This is a genomic window from Rossellomorea sp. KS-H15a (assembly GCF_024195245.1).
GTDB lineage: Bacteria > Bacillota > Bacilli > Bacillales > Bacillaceae_B > Rossellomorea > Rossellomorea vietnamensis.
This window is the reverse complement of record NZ_CP096886.1, coordinates 3,960,363-3,979,397: the sequence shown is the minus strand read 5'-3', so window position 1 is coordinate 3,979,397 and position 19,035 is coordinate 3,960,363. Positions and strand designations below refer to the sequence as shown.

Sequence of the window (19,035 nt, the reverse complement as noted above, 5' to 3'; positions counted from 1 at the left end):
AAGCGAGCACCTGGAACGGAAATCAACCACTACTCGCTCATTAAAACGGTGTTACAATCCCATTCTATTAAGCACCAAACCCAATAATCATACCCATTTCCCCTCAAATTTGCTAAAATTGACTTTTATCACTAAAAAATCAGAAATTAATAGTCAAAAAATGTCGTTAACATGGTATCATTATAGCAATGACAAATTATTAATGAAACATTCACATTCATATAGATGTCTACTGAATAGTTGAACAGGGGGCTTAAGATGCAATACGTCATCGCTGGAATAATACTTATCTTAATCGTATTCCTAATCGGATTTATCTCTAGAAAGAAATATTACGCCGAAATCGATCGGTATGAAGCCTGGAAAATCGATATCATGAACAAACCGGTTTCAGACGAACTTTCCAGAGTGAAGCAACTGAATATGACAGGTCAGACGGAAGAATTGTTTGACGGCTGGAGACAGGGTTGGGATGAGATTGTTGCTGTGCAGCTTCCTGATGTTGAAGAACTACTATTCGATGCAGAAGAGTACACCGATAAATTTCGCTTTAATAAAACCAAAGAGGTCCTGTCAAGAATCGATCAGGTTCTCACTGATATCGAAAAGAAGATCGAACTGATCTTGAGCGAATTAAATGAACTGGTCGGCAGTGAAGAGAAGAACCGCGAAGAAATCCTGGCCCTTCAAGAAGAATTCCGGAACAGCAAGAAACAATTGCTCGCCTATCGTCATACATACGGTCAAACGGCAAAGCATATCGAAGCAGTCCTTGATAAGCTTTCTGAAAAAATCAATCAGTTCAATGAGCTGACGGAGCAGGGGAACTATCTGGACGCAAGGGAGATCGTGCTGGGCCTTGCAGAGGAAATGAAATTGGTTGCCTACAAAATGGAGACGGTACCGAAGCTGATCACCGACTTTGAGAACGTATTGCCGTCCCAATTGTCCGAGCTTGAAGCAGGATACATCGAGATGAAGGATCAGGGCTACACCCTTGATCATATTGAAGTGGACAAGGAAGTGGCCTCATTGAAGGAAACCCTCCAACACTTTAATAAAAATCTTGAGGAGCTTCAGGTCGAAGAAGTGGAAGAAGGCATACAGGAAATAAAAGTGAAGGTCGAAAGCCTTTACGATTTACTGGAAAAAGAAGTCCATGCCAAACATTTTGTAGAGCAGTATAGAGACCAAACGACGGAAGGGCTCATCAAGGCAAAAGAAGACAATGATGACATTCAATCGGAAGTAAGCATCGTGAAGCAAGGCTACCATCTACATGATGCGGACCTTAGTACACCGAACGAGATTGATAAGAAGATCATCCAGCTCTCCAAGCGACATGAAATGCTGATGCATAAGGAAGAAACGAATGCGACGGCTTTCTCGAATTTAAGTGATGAGCTGAAAGATATCAGAAGTGGACTGGAAGAACTGAATCAACAGCAAAGTGAATTCTCCGTCTATCTGCAGAACCTCCGCAAGGATGAATTGGCTACAAGGGAAAAAATCCAGGAGCTTAAGAAAAAGGTGGCTGAAGCAAGCCGAATGATTTCAAAGAGCAATGTACCGGGATTGCCTGCCGATTACAAGGATCTTCTTGATGAAGTCCATCGCAAGATCGAGCAAGTGAATGCGAGCTTAACGGAAAAGCCTTTAAACATGAAGTTCATCCAGGAAACATTATTGGGTGCCGAGGATACGGTCGACCATTTCTATACGAAAACGGGAGATCTGATCGAGAATGTTCTTTTATCCGAGAAGATCATTCAGTACGGAAATCGCTACCGCAGCAAATATAGTTCGGTACGGGAAGGTCTTCAGACGGCTGAACAAGCCTTCCGTCAATATGATTACCGCAGGGCGTTGGAAGAAGCGGCCACGACCATCGAGAAGGTGGAGCCGGGCGCATTGAAGAAAATTGAGAAGATGATGGATCTTGAAGAAAGATCATAAATAAAAAGGACTGATGTAGACGTTTCAATCTACATCAGTCCTTTTTTGTAAGACGATTGAACTTAACTGGCTTCAATCGTCCGTTTGGTTTGACCTGCGAGTACGGCAATGATGAATCCGATGATGGCACCGATCATAGCCGGAACAATCCAGCCAATTCCTTGAGTATAGAACGGAAGGAATTCAAGAGATTGACTGATGGCCGTCACGTCGACGCCAGCGGTCTTGATCCCATCGATCAGACTGATCAGACCCGTTGGAATCAATGCCCCAACATACACAAGGGAGTAACCGTTAAATCCATTATGCATGAATGATAGAAGAATCAGTACGATCGCCAATGGATAAATGAATATTAGAACAGGTAAAGAGACGGCAATCAACTGAGTCAATCCGATATTGGCGATGATCATGCTGAATAGAGAAATGATGATCACCAATTTAGGGTAGGATACCGGCAGGATTTTGGCGAAGAATTGTGAGCACGCCGATACAAGTCCGACTGATGTCGTAATGCACGCAAACGTAATCGCAAGTCCCAGGATGATCGTCCCCATTGATCCGAATAAATGGCTCGCTGCAGCTGAAAGGATCGCCCCACCGTTTGCCTGCACGCCGATGGAATCCGTACTGCTCGCACCGATATAGCTTAAAGATAAATACACAAGGGCAAGTCCTGCGGCCGCAATAAATCCGGCAATGATCGTGATGCGTGTCAGGCTGGACTTATTGGTAATGCCGCGGTCTTTGATGGAATTGATGACGACGATCCCGAACACTAAAGCAGCGATCGTATCCATGGTCAGGTATCCCTCGATGAATCCTTTGAATAATGGTCCATCCTGATAGGCTTCATGCGGTGCACCGAAGTCTCCCATCGGACTGATGATGCTTTTGACCACTAGAACTGTCAGGATGACAATGAGGGAAGGAGTCAAAATCTTCCCGATACGGTCAACAAGCTTTGACGGATTCATCGCAAGCCATGCGGTCAATCCAAAGAAGATAACCGTATAAATCAGTAAAGAAACACCGTATTTCGCTGTATCTTCAGGTAAGAAGGGGATGACCCCGATTTCATAGGCGACGGTTCCGGTCCGTGGTATTCCGAAGAACGGCCCGATCGCCAGGTACATAACAATGGTAAAGATAAGTCCGAATAATGGATGTACGCGGTTTGCGAGTGTCTGAAGGTCCCCTCCGGACTTCGCAATGGCGATGACACCAAGCAGTGGTAGCCCCACTCCCGTAATAAGAAAGCCGATGATACCGGTCCAGACATGTTCTCCGGCCTGCTGCCCCAGGAATGGCGGGAAGATCATATTTCCTGCTCCAAGAAAAAGAGCGAAGAGCATTAATCCAATCGTCAAGATCTGACTGAATGATAGCGCTTTCTCGTTCATATATACCCCTCCGTTTGTAATCGTTATCATAAGCAAAAAATATCTTATCATAAGTTTGTAGAAAAATGTCGAAAAACTAAATAATCTTACAATTTAGTATATTTAAATAACTTCCGTTTCTGCTACCTTTTAGATTCTCGCAAAAATTCTGTCATTTTTCAATAATAATTTTTGGAAAATGAAAAAATATTTGTGAATGATGTGATAAATCATTTTTCTACTATAATGAATCCTTATGCCAAAATGAATTTCATTTGGGATGGGCAGGATTTATGGTAAGATTAATGATTGAGTATAAAAGCGTCATGTAAAAGAAGGTGTAAACTTGATTTATTTTGATAATAGTGCGACAACCAAGCCATATAAGGAAGTGCTAGACACATTCCTGAAAGTTAATGAAAGCTATTATGCCAATCCATCGTCCATTCATTCGTTCGGTGGTCAGGTGGAAAAGTTAGTTCAACAATCCAGGGAGCAGATTGCTTCCCTCTTAGGGATAAAGACAAAAGAGGTATTCTTCACTTCTGGCGGGACTGAATCGAATAATCTGGCGATAAAAGGAACCGCACTGCAATACGGCCACAGAGGGAAGCATATCATTACGACCAAAATAGAGCATCCTTCCGTCATCAATGCCTTTAAGCAGTTAGAATCATTTGGTTACACAGCGACGTATCTCGATGTGGATCCAGAGGGCAAGGTCCGTCCCTCAGAATTGAAAGAGGCGATCCAGGATGACACGATTCTTGTTTCGGTGATGCAGGTGAATAATGAAATCGGGAGCGTGCAGCCCATCAGGGAGATTGCTGAGATCCTGAATAATTATCCCAAGATACTCTTTCATGTCGATGCCGTACAGGCATGCGGGAAGGTCCCTCTTATTCTCGACGAAAAGCTCATTGATTTATGCAGCCTATCCGCTCATAAAATCCATGGCATCAAAGGAACCGGCATGCTGTATGTGAGGGACGGACTTGAAATTTCGCCTATCCTCTCAGGCGGCGAGCAGGAAGGGAACCTCAGAAGCGGCACGGAAAACACCGGCGGAATCGTATCCTTCGCGAAGGCACTCCGGATGCATATGGAAGAAAGTAAACAGAAGTTGGATATAATGGAAGAAAATCAGCGATTCCTAAAGGGAGAGCTTGAGAAAATCGAAGGTGTGACGGTTCATACACCGGCCCGGGATCATGCCCCCCATATCCTGAATTTTTCAGTGGCGGATTTTAAAGGGGAAGTACTCATTCATGCCCTCGACCGGCATGAAGTGTATGTATCGACGACAAGTGCTTGTTCATCGAAGCAAAGCAAGCCCAGTCAGACCCTCTTATCCATGGGTGTACCGGACAACCTTGCCGCGAATTCGATCCGGATCAGCCTGTCCTTTCATAATACGATGAAGGAATGCCAAGAATTTATTGGTTTACTAAATAAAGAAATTCAATACTTACAACATACAATGAGGAGATCAAGATGAAATATAATCGCATACTCGTACGATACGGTGAAATTTCAACCAAAGGAAGAAACCGTAAGATGTTCACAGCCAAGCTCCGTGAAAATATTTTGCACACGCTGAAGGATTTCCCGACGATTTCCGTTGCAGCGAGCCGGGATCGCCTACACATTCAATTGGGGGACGAAAACGCAGAAGAAATCATTCCGAGACTTGAAAAGATCTTCGGGATCCAATCATTCAGTCCAGTCGTTAAAGTCCCTCAAAATATGGAGGACATCATGAAAGCAGGACTTGCTCTCGTCCAAAAGAGCTTTTCCCCCGGCAAAACCTTTAAAGTGGCTGCCAGAAGAGCGGATAAAAAGTTTGAACTCGACACGAATGAATTAAACTATGAAGTAGGGTCCTATATCCTCCGCAATATGGATGGATTAAAAGTGGATGTAAAGAATCCAGACATTCAACTGAATGTGGAAGTGAGAAAAGAAGGTGTCTATCTCTCTTCTGAAATTTATCAAGGATCCACAGGGATGCCTGTCGGAGCGAGCGGGAAAGCGATGCTGATGCTTTCAGGCGGGATCGACAGTCCTGTCGCCGGTTATCTGACGATGAAAAGAGGAGTGGAGATCGAAGCCGTTCATTTTCACAGCCCTCCGTTTACAAGTGAACGGGCGAAGCAAAAGGTAATCGACCTTTCGAAGAAGCTCTCTGCCTTCAGCGGAAAAGTGAAACTGCATATCGTCCCTTTTACGAAAGTGCAACAAACGATTCATGATCAGGTTCCTGAAAACTATACGATGACGTCGACGAGACGGATGATGCTCAGGATCGCGGATCAAATCCGTGAGAAGAATGAAGGACTGGCACTCATTACCGGGGAAAGCCTCGGCCAGGTGGCGAGTCAGACGCTTGAGAGCATGCAGGCGATTAACGACGTCACTAATACACCGGTGTTACGACCGCTCATCGCCATGGACAAGCTTGAAATCATCGATATCGCCCAGAAGATCGATACCCATGACATTTCCATTCTTCCTTACGAAGACTGTTGTACGATCTTCACACCACCTGCACCGAAAACAAGACCTAAAAAAGAAAAAGTGGAGTACTATGAAAGCTTCGTTGATTTCGAAACCCTCCTTACAGAAGCCGTGGAAGGTACAGAGACGATGACAATCGACTTATCTACAGGCTCGAATGTAGAAAATACGTTTGACGAATTACTCTAAAAATTTAGGATAATTTACCAACGAATTTCCTTGTATGAAGCCATGTGTTTTTACACAATCTATATTCAACAAGGAGGTGAAAACACATGGCAAACAACAGTTCAAATCAATTAGTAGCTCCAGGAGCTCAACAAGCAATCGACCAAATGAAATACGAAATCGCTTCTGAATTCGGAGTTCAACTTGGTCCAGATGCAACAGCACGCGCTAACGGTTCTGTAGGTGGTGAAATCACTAAACGTTTAGTTCAAATGGCTGAACAACAAATCGGTGGCGGATATTCAAAATAATTAAATACAATGGCTACAAGGAGCGGGATTCCCCGCTCCTTTTCTATTTGTATAAAAAAGAAGGTTGTTTTCGTGTTTTAAGAAGCCAGTAGTGGTTGATTTCCGCTGCAGGTGCTCGCTTTCCGCGGGGCGTGAGTTGAGCCTCCTCGGGCTTTGCCCTGCGGGGTCTCAACTTTCCCGCTATTCCCGTCGGAGTCGAGCACCTTCCACTCCAATCAACTTTCCAAGTGATGTGTTTAACTAAAACAATGTAATGACGTAATTGATACACCACTCTTATCCTTTTATTGCAGTAATAACTCATCCTGCTAATACTTCCAAACGACCGAACATTCGAAAACTAAAGACTGTGTATGAATAACCAAAACCCTTTTGCAATCTAAAGCACATTCAGTTACAGAAGGTTCTAGCTATTGATTGGAGTGCAAGACGAAGACTCCTACGGGAAAAGCGGAATAGGTAAGACCCCGCAGGAGCGTCAGCGACGAGGAGGCTTGCCTTCCGCCCGAGGAAAGCGAAGTCTTGCACGGAAATCAATAGCGGTGTTACAAGTGATCATTTTATAGGGATTGATTGTATTTAGATTGAATTTATTTAAATCCCAGTTGCGTTTGTCGAAAATACTCACATTTTGCTTGTGAGTGAATTATAACCAAATAATTTAAAAAATTTAAATTATTTTGTATAATAGAGAAGAATCGACAAACAAGGGGGAGTCATAAGTGAAGAGGGAAGAATTGATCGCACCGGAAAAGTATAATTTGGTGGAAGAAGTTGAGAAGTTTGCAAGTGACGGTGAGAAGCTTGCCATCAAGTGGGAGAATGAAGAAGGTAAAAAAGAAGATATTACATACAAACAATTATTGAAGAATGTAAATAAAATTGGAAACGTTTTCTTAGGGGAGGGCCTTGAAAAAGGGGATGTCATCCTTGTCATGGTTCCCCGCTTAATTGAGGCATACGCAGTTTATCTTGCCGCACTGAAATCCGGGCTTGTCGTGATTCCAAGCTCTGAGATGCTTCGGACAAAGGATCTCGAATACCGGATCGATCACGGGGATGTGAAAGGAATTGTAGCGTATTCTCCGTTCGTCGAGCAGTTTGAAAACGTAAGGGGTATGGAAAATCTTAAGAAATTCGTAGTAGGGGAAAAGCAGGACGGATGGCTTGCCATTGAAGAAGAAATGAAATCAGTCTCTGAAGATTTGGCTTTCGCTGATACAAAACGGGACGATATGGCCTTCCTTTCCTACACGTCAGGGACGACGGGGAATCCGAAAGGGGTTGTCCACACGCACGGTTGGGCATACGCTCACCTGAAAACAGCGGCGCGTGAATGGCTGTGCATCGAAGAAGGGGATACGGTTTGGGCGACGGCAGGTCCTGGCTGGCAAAAGTGGATCTGGAGTCCGTTCCTTTCTGTCCTCGGTTCAGGTGCCACAGGTCTTGTGTACCAAGGGAAATTCGACCCGAACAAATATCTTCAGATGCTCGAGGATAACCATGTCAACGTCCTATGCTGCACGCCTACAGAGTATCGCCTGATGGCGAAAGTGGATAATCTGGGCACCTATAAGCTCGACCACCTGCACAGCGCGGTGTCGGCTGGGGAGCCGTTGAACAGGGAAGTCATCGATGCCTTCAAGAGACACTTCGAGATCGAAGTCCGTGACGGCTATGGTCAAACGGAGAACACCCTCCTTGTCGGGATCATGAAAGGGATGGAACTGAAACCGGGATCCATGGGGAAACCGACCCCTGGGAATCGGGTAGAAATCATCAATGATGAAGGCTATCCTTGTGAAGTCGGCGAAGTGGGAGATATCGCGGTTCACGTAGAAACGCCTGCCCTGTTCAAAAATTATTATAAAGATCCCGAACGTACGGCCATGCAGTTCAGGGGAGATTACTATATTACGGGTGATAAAGCGAAGAAGGATGAAGACGGCTACTTCTGGTTTGAAGGCCGTGGGGACGATATCATCATCAGCTCAGGCTACACGATCGGACCTTTCGAAGTGGAAGATGCCCTCGTGAAGCATCCATCGGTTCAGGAATGTGCCGTCGTGGGAAGTCCCGATGAAGTAAGGGGACTGATCGTAAAGGCGTTTGTCGTCTTACGTGAAGATGTGGATCAAAACGATCCCGAACTGATCCCTTCCCTTCAACAGCATGTGAAAGACTTAACGGCCCCTTACAAATATCCGCGCAAGATTGAATTTGTGAAGGAACTGCCGAAAACAACATCAGGAAAAATCAGAAGGATCGAATTGAGACAAAAAGAACTGAGTTCAGTGAAAAACTGATCACGGATAGAGAGCCTATAAGGCTCTCTATTTTTTATGGTTTTTTCATTTCAGAATCTTCCTATAATATGATACATTTGAGAAATAGACTTTTAGGAAAGAAGGAAATGCATCATGGGTACTTTATGGAGAAACGGCACCATCTATACAATGCAACACGAAGGACATCATGTGGAAGCGGTTTTTACAGAGAACGGCCTGATCAAGGGGTTGGGCACAGCGGAAGAATTAGAGCAGAAGTTCACGATTGATTCCGTCGTGGATTTAGAGAAAAAGATCATGTTTCCGGGATTTGTCGATAGTCACATGCATCTCATCGGTCACGGTGAGACGCTGATGAGGCTTGATCTTTCCAATATGAACAGCAAGCGTGAAGTGCTGGATGCCATCAAGGAAAAAGCCCAAGGGGTCGAAGAAGGAAAATGGATCATCGGGGAAGGCTGGAATGAGAATCTTTGGAGTGATGCGGCGGTCTTGACCAAGCAGGAAATCGATGCAGTCGTTCCGAACCATCCCGTGCTTCTAAAACGAATCTGCCGGCACGCCATGGTGGTGAATTCACTTGCCTTCAACCATGCAGGCATCGACGAGAACACCCCGAATCCTGCAGGCGGCTTGATCGAACGAGATGATGAAGGCGGTTTAAATGGTTTATTAAAGGATAAGGCACAGGATCTGATGGTCGATGCCCTGCCTGCCATTTCCTCCGAGTATCTCGTCGAAGCCCTGACCAAAGGGATCGAAAGCTGCTGGGAGCATGGATTGGTCGGTGGACATACGGAGGACCTGAGCTATTATGGAAACTTCAAGAAAACATACAATGCGTTCCTCGAGGCCATCAATGAAGGCAATAGGAAATTCAGGGCTCATCTTCTCGTCCATCATGAAGTGATTGAGGATTGGAAGGAAGATGGCCATAAGTTCCTGAGCGGAAATGATTTCATTGAGTTCGGCGCCATGAAAATTTTCGCTGATGGTGCATTGGGTGGCAGGACGGCACTGTTGAGCTATCCGTACGCCGATGATCCAAGCACGAATGGAGTCAGCATCCACACGAACGAGCGACTTCTTGAGCTTGTGAAAAAGGCAAGGAAGTATGAATTGCCGATTGCCGTCCATACGATCGGGGATCAGGCATTTGAAAATGTCGTCGACAGCATCCTGGAGGCACCTAGCCTTCATGGCAGACGGGACCGGCTCATCCATGCCCAGATCCTCCGAAATGAACTGATCGAGAAGATCAAAGGGCTGCCTCTCATCCTGGATATCCAACCAAGGTTTGTGGCATCGGATTTCCCGTGGGTCGTTGAACGACTCGGAAAAGAAAACATGAAGTACAACTATGCGTGGAAAACGCTCCTTGACGAAGGTATCCCGTGTGCAGGCGGCTCGGATGCACCGATCGAACCGATCAATCCGCTTTGGGGAATCCATGCGGCGGTTACCCGTACGAATCCCTTGGACCCCGACAGGACCGTGTATCGTCCAGAAGAAAAACTGTCGATGTATGAAGCGATATCCCTTTTCACAAAGGGAAGCGCGTACGCCTGTCACCATGAGGAAGACCGAGGGGAGATCCGTGAAGGGTACACAGCAGACTTCACCGTCTTGGATATCGACCCATTCAACGTCGAAACGGACCAAATACTGGGCAAAGTCGTCGATATGACGATTGTTGACGAGACCATCGTCTATAAAAAAAATAAATAATCATTGCCCCCCAAACTTTTCACCGATATAATGGAGATATTTCGGAAATGGAAATAGTTTTGGGGGTGTTTTTATGAAGCAAGATCAAGCCGGGATCCTGTATACGGCATTTTCATACTTATTGTGGGGGATTCTGCCGATCTATTGGAAATGGGTCAATCATGTGTCGGCGGATGAAATCCTCGCCAACCGCATCTTTTGGTCGTTCTGGTTCATGCTACTATTCTTGCTCGTCAGCAAGCGTTGGAAGGAATTCACCAACTATCTGAAAACATCTCTAACCAAAAAGAAGCAGTTATTCGCTTTGCTGCTTGCTTCACTGTTGATCAGTACGAACTGGTTCATCTACATATGGGCCGTGAATACGAACCAGATGGTGGAAGCAAGCTTAGGTTACTATATCAATCCACTGGTCAGCGTGCTGCTCGGCGTATTCATCCTGAAGGAAAGCCTGTCGAAGGCACAGGTCATTTCCTTTGGATTAGCCGCCATCGGGGTGCTGATCCTGACTCTTTCATACGGGGAATTTCCCTGGATCGCCATCGGTCTCGCGTTCTCATTCGGCCTATACGGATTAGCCAAAAAGCTCATCCAGGTGGAATCATCCATCGGCCTCACACTCGAAACGATGACCATCGCACCAATATCCCTGATCTACCTTGGCTACATGTGGCAAGAAGGAACCCTTTCCCTCTTTCACGTTTCAATAGGGACGGACCTTCTACTGATGGGAGCCGGGGCAGCGACAGCGATACCATTATTGTTTTTCTCCAAGGGTGCCCAGCAGATCCCGCTGTACATGGTCGGGTTTCTGCAATATATCGCCCCGACCATCACATTGATACTCGGTATATTCATGTATCATGAAGAGTTTTCTGTTACCCATCTCGTTTCGTTCATGTTCATCTGGCTCGCATTGACGGTCTTCACCGCATCGCGTGTACAGTATGCGAGGAAACGCAGACGGGATGCCAGATTGTCGGCATGATGAAAAACGCTCCAGTCATTTTGACTGGAGCGTTTTTGTGTGGGATTTAGTTAGTATTGTCATACACCATTTTCAGAACCCATTAACCTACAAAAACGAACGCTTCACTTTTTCCCAGAACGAGTTATCCTTCAATTTTACCGTTTTAATGACTTTGTCACTCAGTTTGGCTTCGACTTTTTCCACATGCTGAATGCTCAGCGCCTCGTTATCCATTCCCATGGCAGGGTAGTCGTTTCCGTCCTGGACGATCTTCAGTACGAGTCGGCGCTGGCCGCTCACGATGAAGGAAGATCCGAGTGTACGGTAGCGGTTATTGTTCAGGGAAGCCATTTCGCTCACCTGGATGCAAGGGAGCATCGGATCGACGACGGCACCGTTGACGGATTTGTTATAAGCGGTGCTACCCGTCGGAGTCGCGAAGATCATGCCGTCGCCACGGAATGTTTCAAAATGTTTGTCGTCGATGAAGACGTCCATGACGAAGGTTTTGATGATGCCGGAGCGGATGCTGAATTCATTCAGGCAGTGGAAGGACGTCTGATTGTCGACGGTCACTTCGATGGTCGGGTATTTACGTACTTCGATCTGCTCGGTTGTCATGGCTTCAATCATCTTGGATGTGTCATCGATATGGAAGTCACAGTACATGCTCAGCGTACCGCCGGTTGAAATACCTGCATACAGACAGTCCTCCCTGAAGCCGGTTTGCCGGACGGCCTGAAGGAATGTTCCGTCGCCTCCGATGCTGACGATGATATTCGCGTTCTTCGAAGATTCTACTATATTGAAATCATACCGCCTTGCCAGTTCATATAATTGATCAAGTTTGGCCTGCATTCCTTCTTGATGAAGGGCATAGAAAAAGATATTTCGACGGTTATTCATCGTATGTACCTCCCAGGATAAAAGATAATTTTTCCCATTTACATGAAATTTTGCTAGAATCTAACTTAGTGAATATTCTATCATGTTTCCCCATGAGAATGATATTCATATCCTTACATAAGATAGGGTAAACGAGGGAGGAATATACAGATGAATGCAAAAAGGTGGACGGCATTAGGAATCGCTGGCGCATTATTCTTTGTTTCGGTAATCGTCAACTTTGCGACCTCTGCTGTGACAAGTGATGTTAATCAAGCATTTGAAGACATGTTCGGAGGGACGGACAATCCATTCTCCGAGGAAATCATCGATGAAGGGAATGCGAATAAACGGATCGCGGTCCTGGAAGTGGAAGGTGTCATCCAGGATACGGGTGGTGCAAGTTCCTTATTCGAAAGCCCGGGCTATAACCACGAGCTCTTTATGGATAAGCTTGATGCCGTTGAAAAAGACAAATCAGTCAAAGGGATCATTTTAAAAGTGAATTCCCCAGGCGGAGGCGTGGTAGAGAGTGCACAGATCCACTCAAAGCTGGTTGAAATCATGGAAAAAACGAAGAAGCCGATCTATGTATCGATGGGTGGTACGGCGGCATCCGGAGGCTACTACATATCAGCACCGGCTACAAAAATCTTTGCCAGCAAAGAAACGCTCACGGGTTCACTCGGTGTTATCATGCACAGCATCAACTACTCAGAACTTGCTGAGAAATACGGCGTCGATTTTGTCACAATCAAAAGTGGCCCGTATAAGGACATTATGAGTCCGACCCGTAAAATGACTGATGAAGAACGAAAGATCATTCAATCAATGATCGATAATTCGTATGAAGGTTTCGTGGATGTCATCGCTAAAGGCCGTGATATGTCGGAAGCGGAAGTGAAGAAGATTGCCGACGGACGTGTGTACGATGGAATCCAGGCGAAGGAAGTCAATCTGATTGATGAATTCGGCTATGTGGAAGATACGATTGCCGCGATGAAAAAGGATTATAAATTGAAAGATGCACAAGTATTTGAATACACGGCGGGCGATCCTTTCTCCGAGTTCTTCAGTATGGGTGCAAAGAAAATGATGGGGCAGGATATGGAAGTAGCGGCATTGATGAAGCTTCTTTCAAACCCGGGATCTCCACGATTGATGTATCTCTATTCTGAATAAGGAAGGTGAATGAAGTGAGTGATCGCTATGAACATAATGAAACACGGGAGCATATCGAAGTCCAATCTTCTTCTCCTGACTTTTCAAAGACCATCCCCCACGACGGTTATTACCTGGCGGGATTCTGGATTCGTTTCTGGGCGTATCTGGTCGATCTGATCGTCATCGGCAGCATCACGCGGCTGATTGTGAATCCAATCTTTAAACTATTGGACATTTCCTTATCCGACGGCTCGATGTTTGCCCCGATCTCGATTCTGACGAGTATCGTTTTCTACGGATACTTTATCCTGATGACGAAATATTTCAGCCAGACCATCGGCAAAATGGTATTCGGCATCCGGGTCATCGAGTTGAAAGGCACGAAGCCATCATGGGGAACCATCCTTTTCAGGGAACTGATCGGCCGGTTCATCTCCACGACCGTCTTTATTTTATATGTGGTGGTGGCGTTTACCAATAAGAAGCAGGGCATTCATGACCTGTTTGCTGATACGACGGTGGTACAGGAAAAGAAGAAGCTGGAATTTACTCCGGCTGTGTAAAAAGAGAGGCAAACCTGCTGATGGGGCGGGTTTGTTTTTTTTTATGCGGAATTGGATTTCTGTGAAGAAAATGAGATGACTTTGTGAAACGTTACCTTTTTATGGAAAATAACGCAATTACCTGGTGAAATGAAGCAATTAAATAAATTATGACGCAATCACAGGAATAATGACGCAATTAATCAAAAAACGACGCAATCACCCCCCAAAATGACGCAATCCCCGTCAGGCCCCCTCCCCAAGAGCCGATTTTCCCCTGCATTTTCCACCCACCGGAGTTTATTTTCCCCAACAAAGGCCATAATAAGAGGTTGAAGGGTGTGAATTTATGAGCTGGTGGATCTGGACGTTAATCATTATCGCGGCACTTATTATTTTTCTATTATTCATTCTTATTATCACGAAGCTGACCATCACAATCTCCCTATACCATGGAAATGACAATGATCATTTCAAGGTGAAGCTGAGGGCGTGGTTCGGGTTGATCAAGTATACGATCGATATCCCCCTCGTGAAGCTTGATGACGACGGTCCGAATGTTGTGGTCGAACAGGAAACGAAGAAGGGGAAGGAGAGCGACCCTTCCAAGAAAAAGGCTTCCAAAAAGAAAATCACGCCTCACGATTTCATTGCGAGTTTAAATGATACAAAGGAAATCGTCATCCACGTCCAGTCCATGCACCGGATCATCCGGGGGTTTCTGAAAAAAGTCAAACTGGATCAGATCGAGTGGAAAACTTTATTCGGAACCGGGGATGCGGCATCGACGGGGACGCTGACTGGGACGATTTGGGGAATGAAAGGGAGCATCATCGGCATCCTGAGCGGGTATATGCGCCTTCAATCTATGCCTGTCATCGAGGTGACCCCGACTTTTCAGCATGCAGTGATCCAAACGCAATTTTCATGTATTATCCAGTTTCGCATAGGGAATGCTATCCTAGTAGGTTTCAAGATACTTCGGTACTGGAGAGGCGGTATGGCTAAGTTCAAGACAAAGCCCCTTTCCACCATTTCTGGAGAAAAACATTCAGTTTAACTAGGAGGTCTTCATATGTCAGAACATCCGATTGAAGGTCTGATGACCACGGCAATGGAAAATTTAAAAGAAATGATCGATGTGAATACGATCATCGGTGATCCCGTTGAAACACCCGATGGAAGTGTCATCCTTACCGTTTCAAAGGTAGGCTTTGGGTTTGCTGCAGGTGGTAGTGAGTTCATCATCGACAGTAAGGGAAAAGACGACAGCGGTAAAGGCGGAGAAGGCGGCGGTGACAAGTCATCCCCTAAGCAGCAGCCGTTTGGCGGAGGTAGCGGTGGCGGTGTCTCCATTACCCCGATCGCGTTCCTGATAGTCAGCTCGAAAGGAATCAAGATGCTTCATTTAGATGAAAGCACTCACCTGATCGATCGCCTGCTGGACCTTGCTCCTGGTGCCATCGAGAAGATCCAGGGCATGATGAAAAAGGACGGCAATAAAGAGGATCAGAACGGACAGCACAATCAAAATCATAAGATGGAGCTGTAAATGATTGTGAGCTTACTCGAATGAGTGAGCTCATCTTTTTTTTGAAAAGGACCCCTATGATTTGCTTTCCCCCTCCCTTTTTCTGTACTATGAAAGGGTACATACTATTCATAGAGGAGGAACAAATAATGGCAAATATCACGTTTAAGAATAACCCTGTCACTCTATTAGGTAATGAGGTTAAAGTAGGCGACAAAGCTCCCAACTTCACAGTATTAGCTAATGATCTATCGGAAGTCACACTGAATGATTCCAAGGGCAAGGTACGTCTGATCAGTGTCGTTCCTTCCATCGATACCGGTGTTTGTGATGCACAGACACGTAAGTTCAATGAAGAAGCAACGAAATTTGATAACGTGGAAGTATTGACGATTTCAGTGGACCTTCCATTCGCGCAAAAACGCTGGTGCGGAGCGAACGGAATCGAAAATGTCCAAACGTTATCCGATCACCGCGACCTTTCATTCGGTGAAGCATTCGGTGTACACATCCAGGAACTTCGTCTTCTGGCACGTGCTGTATTCGTTGTAAACAGCAATGATGAAGTAACGTATGTGGAATATGTAAGCGAAGCGACTGATCACCCGGATTATGACGCTGCGGTTGAAGCAGTGAAAAACGCGAAGTAATCCTGTCCCAACCAGAATATTTCTTAAGACATGCTGACCTGATTCTCGGATGGTCAGCATTGTTTTTTTTACAAACGTCTTGGACAAAGGTAAAATAGATGAATGAAATTGAGATAAAGGAATGAATGCCGATGATTAATTCGCCAGTCGAATCATTATTTGGAATAATCGACGAAACGGCTACCCTGCTGAAGGATGAACTTGCCTGCAGTTATTTAGAAGCCGTTGCGGAAACGGGGGAGAACCTTTTTCAAGGGGATGTCCTTCAGGAAGAAGTCAGTGAACTGACCAAGAAGCGCCTGAACAAAAAATACGACGAAGCAAACGTTTCTCAACTTGAGAATGAAAATATCCGTAAAGCATTCCAATTCGCTATTTTAAAAGGAATGAAGGAAAACGTGCAACCGAATCATCAAATGACGCCGGATTCACTTGGGCTGTTCATCAGCTACCTGGTGAATAAATTCACGGCGGGCATGAATAAGCTGACCGTCCTTGACCCTGCAATCGGAACGGGGAATCTCCTGACGACGGTGTTGAACCAGATGCCGGGTAAAGAAACCCAGTCCATCGGTGTCGAAATCGATGAAGTGCTCATCAAACTTGCCTATGTGGGAGCCGATCTTCAGAAGCATCCACTGCAGCTCTTTAACCAGGATTCATTGGAGCCGTTGTTCATCGATCCCGTCGACCTTGTCCTGTGCGACCTGCCGATCGGGTATTACCCGAACGACCTGCGCGCCCAGGATTATGAGCTGAAAGCGGAAGAGGGCCACTCTTATGCCCACCATCTGTTCATCGAACAAAGCTTGAAGCATACGAAAGACGGTGGATACCTCTTCTTCATCGTGCCGAACGGCCTTTTCGAATCGCCGCACAGTGCACAGCTTCAAGGATACCTGAAAGAGAAAGCAGACATCCAGGGCTTCCTGCAGCTGCCGCTTTCACTGTTTAAAAATAAAAACTCGGCGAAGAGCATCCTGATCCTTCAGAAGAAAAAGGAAGGAATCAAGCCTCCTAAAGAGGTATTGCTTGCTCAACTGCCAAGCCTATCGAATCAGAGAGCCCTTCAGGATATCCTGTCGAAGATTGATCAGTGGCTTGTGCAGAATAAATAATCGTATGAATCGAGACTGCCTTCTGGCGGTCTTTTTTAATTGGTGTTTTATTGGACAGGTGGTGGGGGTATGCAGAGAATGAAGAGTTATTCGACCGTCATTTAAATTTATCGAACACTCAACATAGAACGACAAATTTTGCATGCAACCAAATACGGCGTGCTGTTTTCAAACTTTTGTGAAAACATTTAATTTAACATGAAAACGATGTCATTTCAAGCTTTTTCTTGAAATAGGGTGGAGTCAGTGATTTAATGGGGAATTGAGAGATAAAAAACGATTCAATGAACAGAATAATGGTAGAGTCGATAGATCGAAAACAAAAGGAGCGATACAACGTGGCAAAAAAAGTGATTGCAATTAATGCTGGAAGCTCTTCTTTAAAGTTTCAGCTTTTTGATATGCCTGAAGAAACAGTCATTACTAAAGGTCTAATTGAACGTATCGGATTGAACGATGCGGTTTTCAATATAACAGTGAACGATGAGAAACGTGAAGAAGTAACGGATATCCCGAACCATGAAGTAGCGGTTAAAATGCTGCTAGAAAAGCTGACAGGCTATGGCATCATCAACTCACTTGATGAAATCGAAGGAATCGGACATCGTGTCGTACACGGTGGGGAAGTCTTCAATGAATCCGTTCTGATCACTGACGAAGTGATTAACAAAATCGAAGAACTTTCTGATCTGGCACCACTTCATAACCCTGCAAACTTAACGGGAATCAAGGCATTCCAAAGCGTACTGCCGACTGTTCCTGCGGTTGCTGTGTTTGATACAGCTTTCCACCAAACGATGCCTGAAAGCTCATTCTTATACAGCCTTCCGTATGAGTACTATGAAGATTTCGGAATCCGTAAATATGGTTTCCACGGGACTTCCCACAAGTATGTATCTCAGCGTGCAGCTGAAATGCTTGGCCGTCCGGAAGAGCAAGTGCGCCTGATTTCTTGTCACTTAGGGAATGGTGCAAGTATCGCAGCGATCGAAGGCGGAAAATCCATCGATACATCCATGGGCTTCACACCACTTGCCGGTGTTGCCATGGGAACACGTTCAGGTAATATTGACCCGGCCCTTATCCCGTTCATCATGGAGAAAACTGGATCAACGGCTGATGAAGTATTAAATATCCTGAACAAGAAGTCCGGTATGCTTGGTGTATCAGGATTCTCAAGTGACCTTCGTGATATCGAGATGCAGGCTTCAGAAGGTAACGAGCGTGCGGAACTGGCTCTTGAAGTGTTCGCTAACCGTATCCACAAATACATCGGTTCATATGCATCACGCATGTACGGTGTAGACGCGATCGTCTTCACAGCAGGTATCGGTGAGAACAGTACACTGATCCGTGAAAAAGTCCTTCAAGGCTTGGAATTCATGGGCGTATACTGGGATCCGGCACGCAATCAGGTCCGTGGTAAAGAAGCATTCGTCAACTATCCGCATTCACCGGTAAAAGTCATGATCATTCCTACGAATGAAGAAGTCATGATTGCTCGTGATGTTGTGGAAAAAGGGAATATCTAATAAATGAAACGGGATCGCCAGCTATGGTGGTCCTGTTTTTTTGTTCAGAAAATGAGGGACGGACCTCAAAATGAGGAATCATGCGGAAAATGACCTGAATCATGCCGGATTTACGATAATCATGCGTGTATTTAAACTTTCATGCGAGATCCACTTCTATCATGCGACATACCAATGAATCATGCTGGATTGTCGGATTTTCTTTACGAATAGAGTATACTGACTATTCCCACCATTATCCCCGTCACAAAGGATTTGTCCATTCCATATATGGTATACTATACGTAATTTAA

At 45.3% G+C, this 19,035-nt stretch carries 16 protein-coding genes; 14 read left to right on the top strand and 2 right to left on the bottom strand.

Features of this window, described 5'->3' with window-relative positions:
• Positions 1-258 precede the first annotated feature (258 nt).
• Complete coding sequence (ezrA, locus tag M1J35_RS20440) at positions 259-1,956, top strand: septation ring formation regulator EzrA (protein WP_254652164.1); 1,698 nt, start codon at positions 259-261, stop codon at positions 1,954-1,956.
• 62 nt (positions 1,957-2,018) lie between these two features.
• Here the strand turns inward: ezrA and brnQ are convergent, their stop codons facing one another.
• Positions 2,019-3,359, bottom strand: coding sequence for a branched-chain amino acid transport system II carrier protein (brnQ, locus tag M1J35_RS20435; RefSeq protein WP_224522185.1), 1,341 nt, complete (start codon positions 3,357-3,359; stop codon positions 2,019-2,021).
• A gap of 325 nt (positions 3,360-3,684) precedes the next feature.
• Here brnQ and M1J35_RS20430 point away from each other — a divergent pair, with 325 nt between their 5' ends.
• The 6 genes from M1J35_RS20430 (at position 3,685) to rarD (ending at position 11,338) form a co-directional block, all read left to right on the top strand.
• Positions 3,685-4,836: a cysteine desulfurase family protein gene (locus tag M1J35_RS20430; RefSeq protein ID WP_224522186.1), complete on the top strand. Its 1,152-nt coding sequence runs from the start codon at positions 3,685-3,687 to the stop codon at positions 4,834-4,836.
• On the top strand, positions 4,833-6,044 hold the full coding sequence (gene thiI, locus M1J35_RS20425; protein ID WP_224522187.1) for a tRNA uracil 4-sulfurtransferase ThiI: 1,212 nt from the start codon (positions 4,833-4,835) through the stop codon (positions 6,042-6,044). The genes M1J35_RS20430 and thiI overlap by 4 nt, the downstream gene beginning before the upstream one ends.
• 86 nt (positions 6,045-6,130) lie before the next feature.
• The gene (locus M1J35_RS20420; protein ID WP_034765764.1) at positions 6,131-6,334 is read left to right on the top strand and encodes an alpha/beta-type small acid-soluble spore protein; all 204 of its coding nucleotides are present in this window, start codon (positions 6,131-6,133) and stop codon (positions 6,332-6,334) included.
• 722 nt (positions 6,335-7,056) lie between these two features.
• Positions 7,057-8,640 carry an acyl-CoA synthetase MbcS gene (gene mbcS / locus M1J35_RS20415; protein ID WP_254652163.1) on the top strand — a complete coding sequence of 528 codons (1,584 nt, stop codon included), beginning with the start codon at positions 7,057-7,059 and terminating at the stop codon, positions 8,638-8,640.
• Between the two features lie 114 nt (positions 8,641-8,754).
• A complete protein-coding gene (locus tag M1J35_RS20410) occupies positions 8,755-10,350 on the top strand; it encodes an amidohydrolase (RefSeq protein WP_254652162.1) in 1,596 nt (531 codons plus the stop codon).
• A 73-nt stretch (positions 10,351-10,423) separates the two neighbouring features.
• Positions 10,424-11,338 carry an EamA family transporter RarD gene (rarD, locus tag M1J35_RS20405; RefSeq protein ID WP_254652161.1) on the top strand — a complete coding sequence of 305 codons (915 nt, stop codon included), beginning with the start codon at positions 10,424-10,426 and terminating at the stop codon, positions 11,336-11,338.
• Positions 11,339-11,425: 87 nt separating this feature from the next.
• Here rarD and M1J35_RS20400 read toward each other — a convergent pair whose 3' ends face one another.
• On the bottom strand, positions 11,426-12,226 hold the full coding sequence (locus tag M1J35_RS20400; RefSeq protein ID WP_034756196.1) for an NAD kinase: 801 nt from the start codon (positions 12,224-12,226) through the stop codon (positions 11,426-11,428).
• A gap of 150 nt (positions 12,227-12,376) precedes the next feature.
• Here M1J35_RS20400 and sppA point away from each other — a divergent pair, with 150 nt between their 5' ends.
• The 7 genes from sppA to M1J35_RS20365 all read left to right on the top strand — a co-directional run bounded on the left by sppA (position 12,377) and on the right by M1J35_RS20365 (position 18,742).
• A complete protein-coding gene (gene sppA, locus M1J35_RS20395) occupies positions 12,377-13,387 on the top strand; it encodes a signal peptide peptidase SppA (protein WP_254652160.1) in 1,011 nt (336 codons plus the stop codon).
• Between the two features lie 92 nt (positions 13,388-13,479).
• Positions 13,480-13,932, top strand: a complete 453-nt coding sequence (locus M1J35_RS20390; protein WP_254653816.1) for an RDD family protein — start codon at positions 13,480-13,482, stop codon at positions 13,930-13,932.
• A gap of 328 nt (positions 13,933-14,260) precedes the next feature.
• Positions 14,261-14,971: a DUF2953 domain-containing protein gene (locus M1J35_RS20385; RefSeq protein ID WP_254652159.1), complete on the top strand. Its 711-nt coding sequence runs from the start codon at positions 14,261-14,263 to the stop codon at positions 14,969-14,971.
• A gap of 15 nt (positions 14,972-14,986) precedes the next feature.
• Positions 14,987-15,463 (top strand): GerW family sporulation protein, encoded by a 477-nt coding sequence (gene ytfJ / locus M1J35_RS20380; protein WP_224522194.1) that lies wholly within the window; start codon positions 14,987-14,989, stop codon positions 15,461-15,463.
• Positions 15,464-15,591: 128 nt separating this feature from the next.
• On the top strand, positions 15,592-16,092 hold the full coding sequence (gene tpx, locus M1J35_RS20375) for a thiol peroxidase (protein ID WP_034756208.1): 501 nt from the start codon (positions 15,592-15,594) through the stop codon (positions 16,090-16,092).
• Between the two features lie 131 nt (positions 16,093-16,223).
• Positions 16,224-17,210, top strand: a complete 987-nt coding sequence (locus tag M1J35_RS20370; protein WP_371928690.1) for a class I SAM-dependent methyltransferase — start codon at positions 16,224-16,226, stop codon at positions 17,208-17,210.
• A 296-nt stretch (positions 17,211-17,506) separates the two neighbouring features.
• The gene (locus M1J35_RS20365; RefSeq protein WP_051758302.1) at positions 17,507-18,742 is read left to right on the top strand and encodes an acetate kinase; all 1,236 of its coding nucleotides are present in this window, start codon (positions 17,507-17,509) and stop codon (positions 18,740-18,742) included.
• Positions 18,743-19,035: the final 293 nt, after the last annotated feature.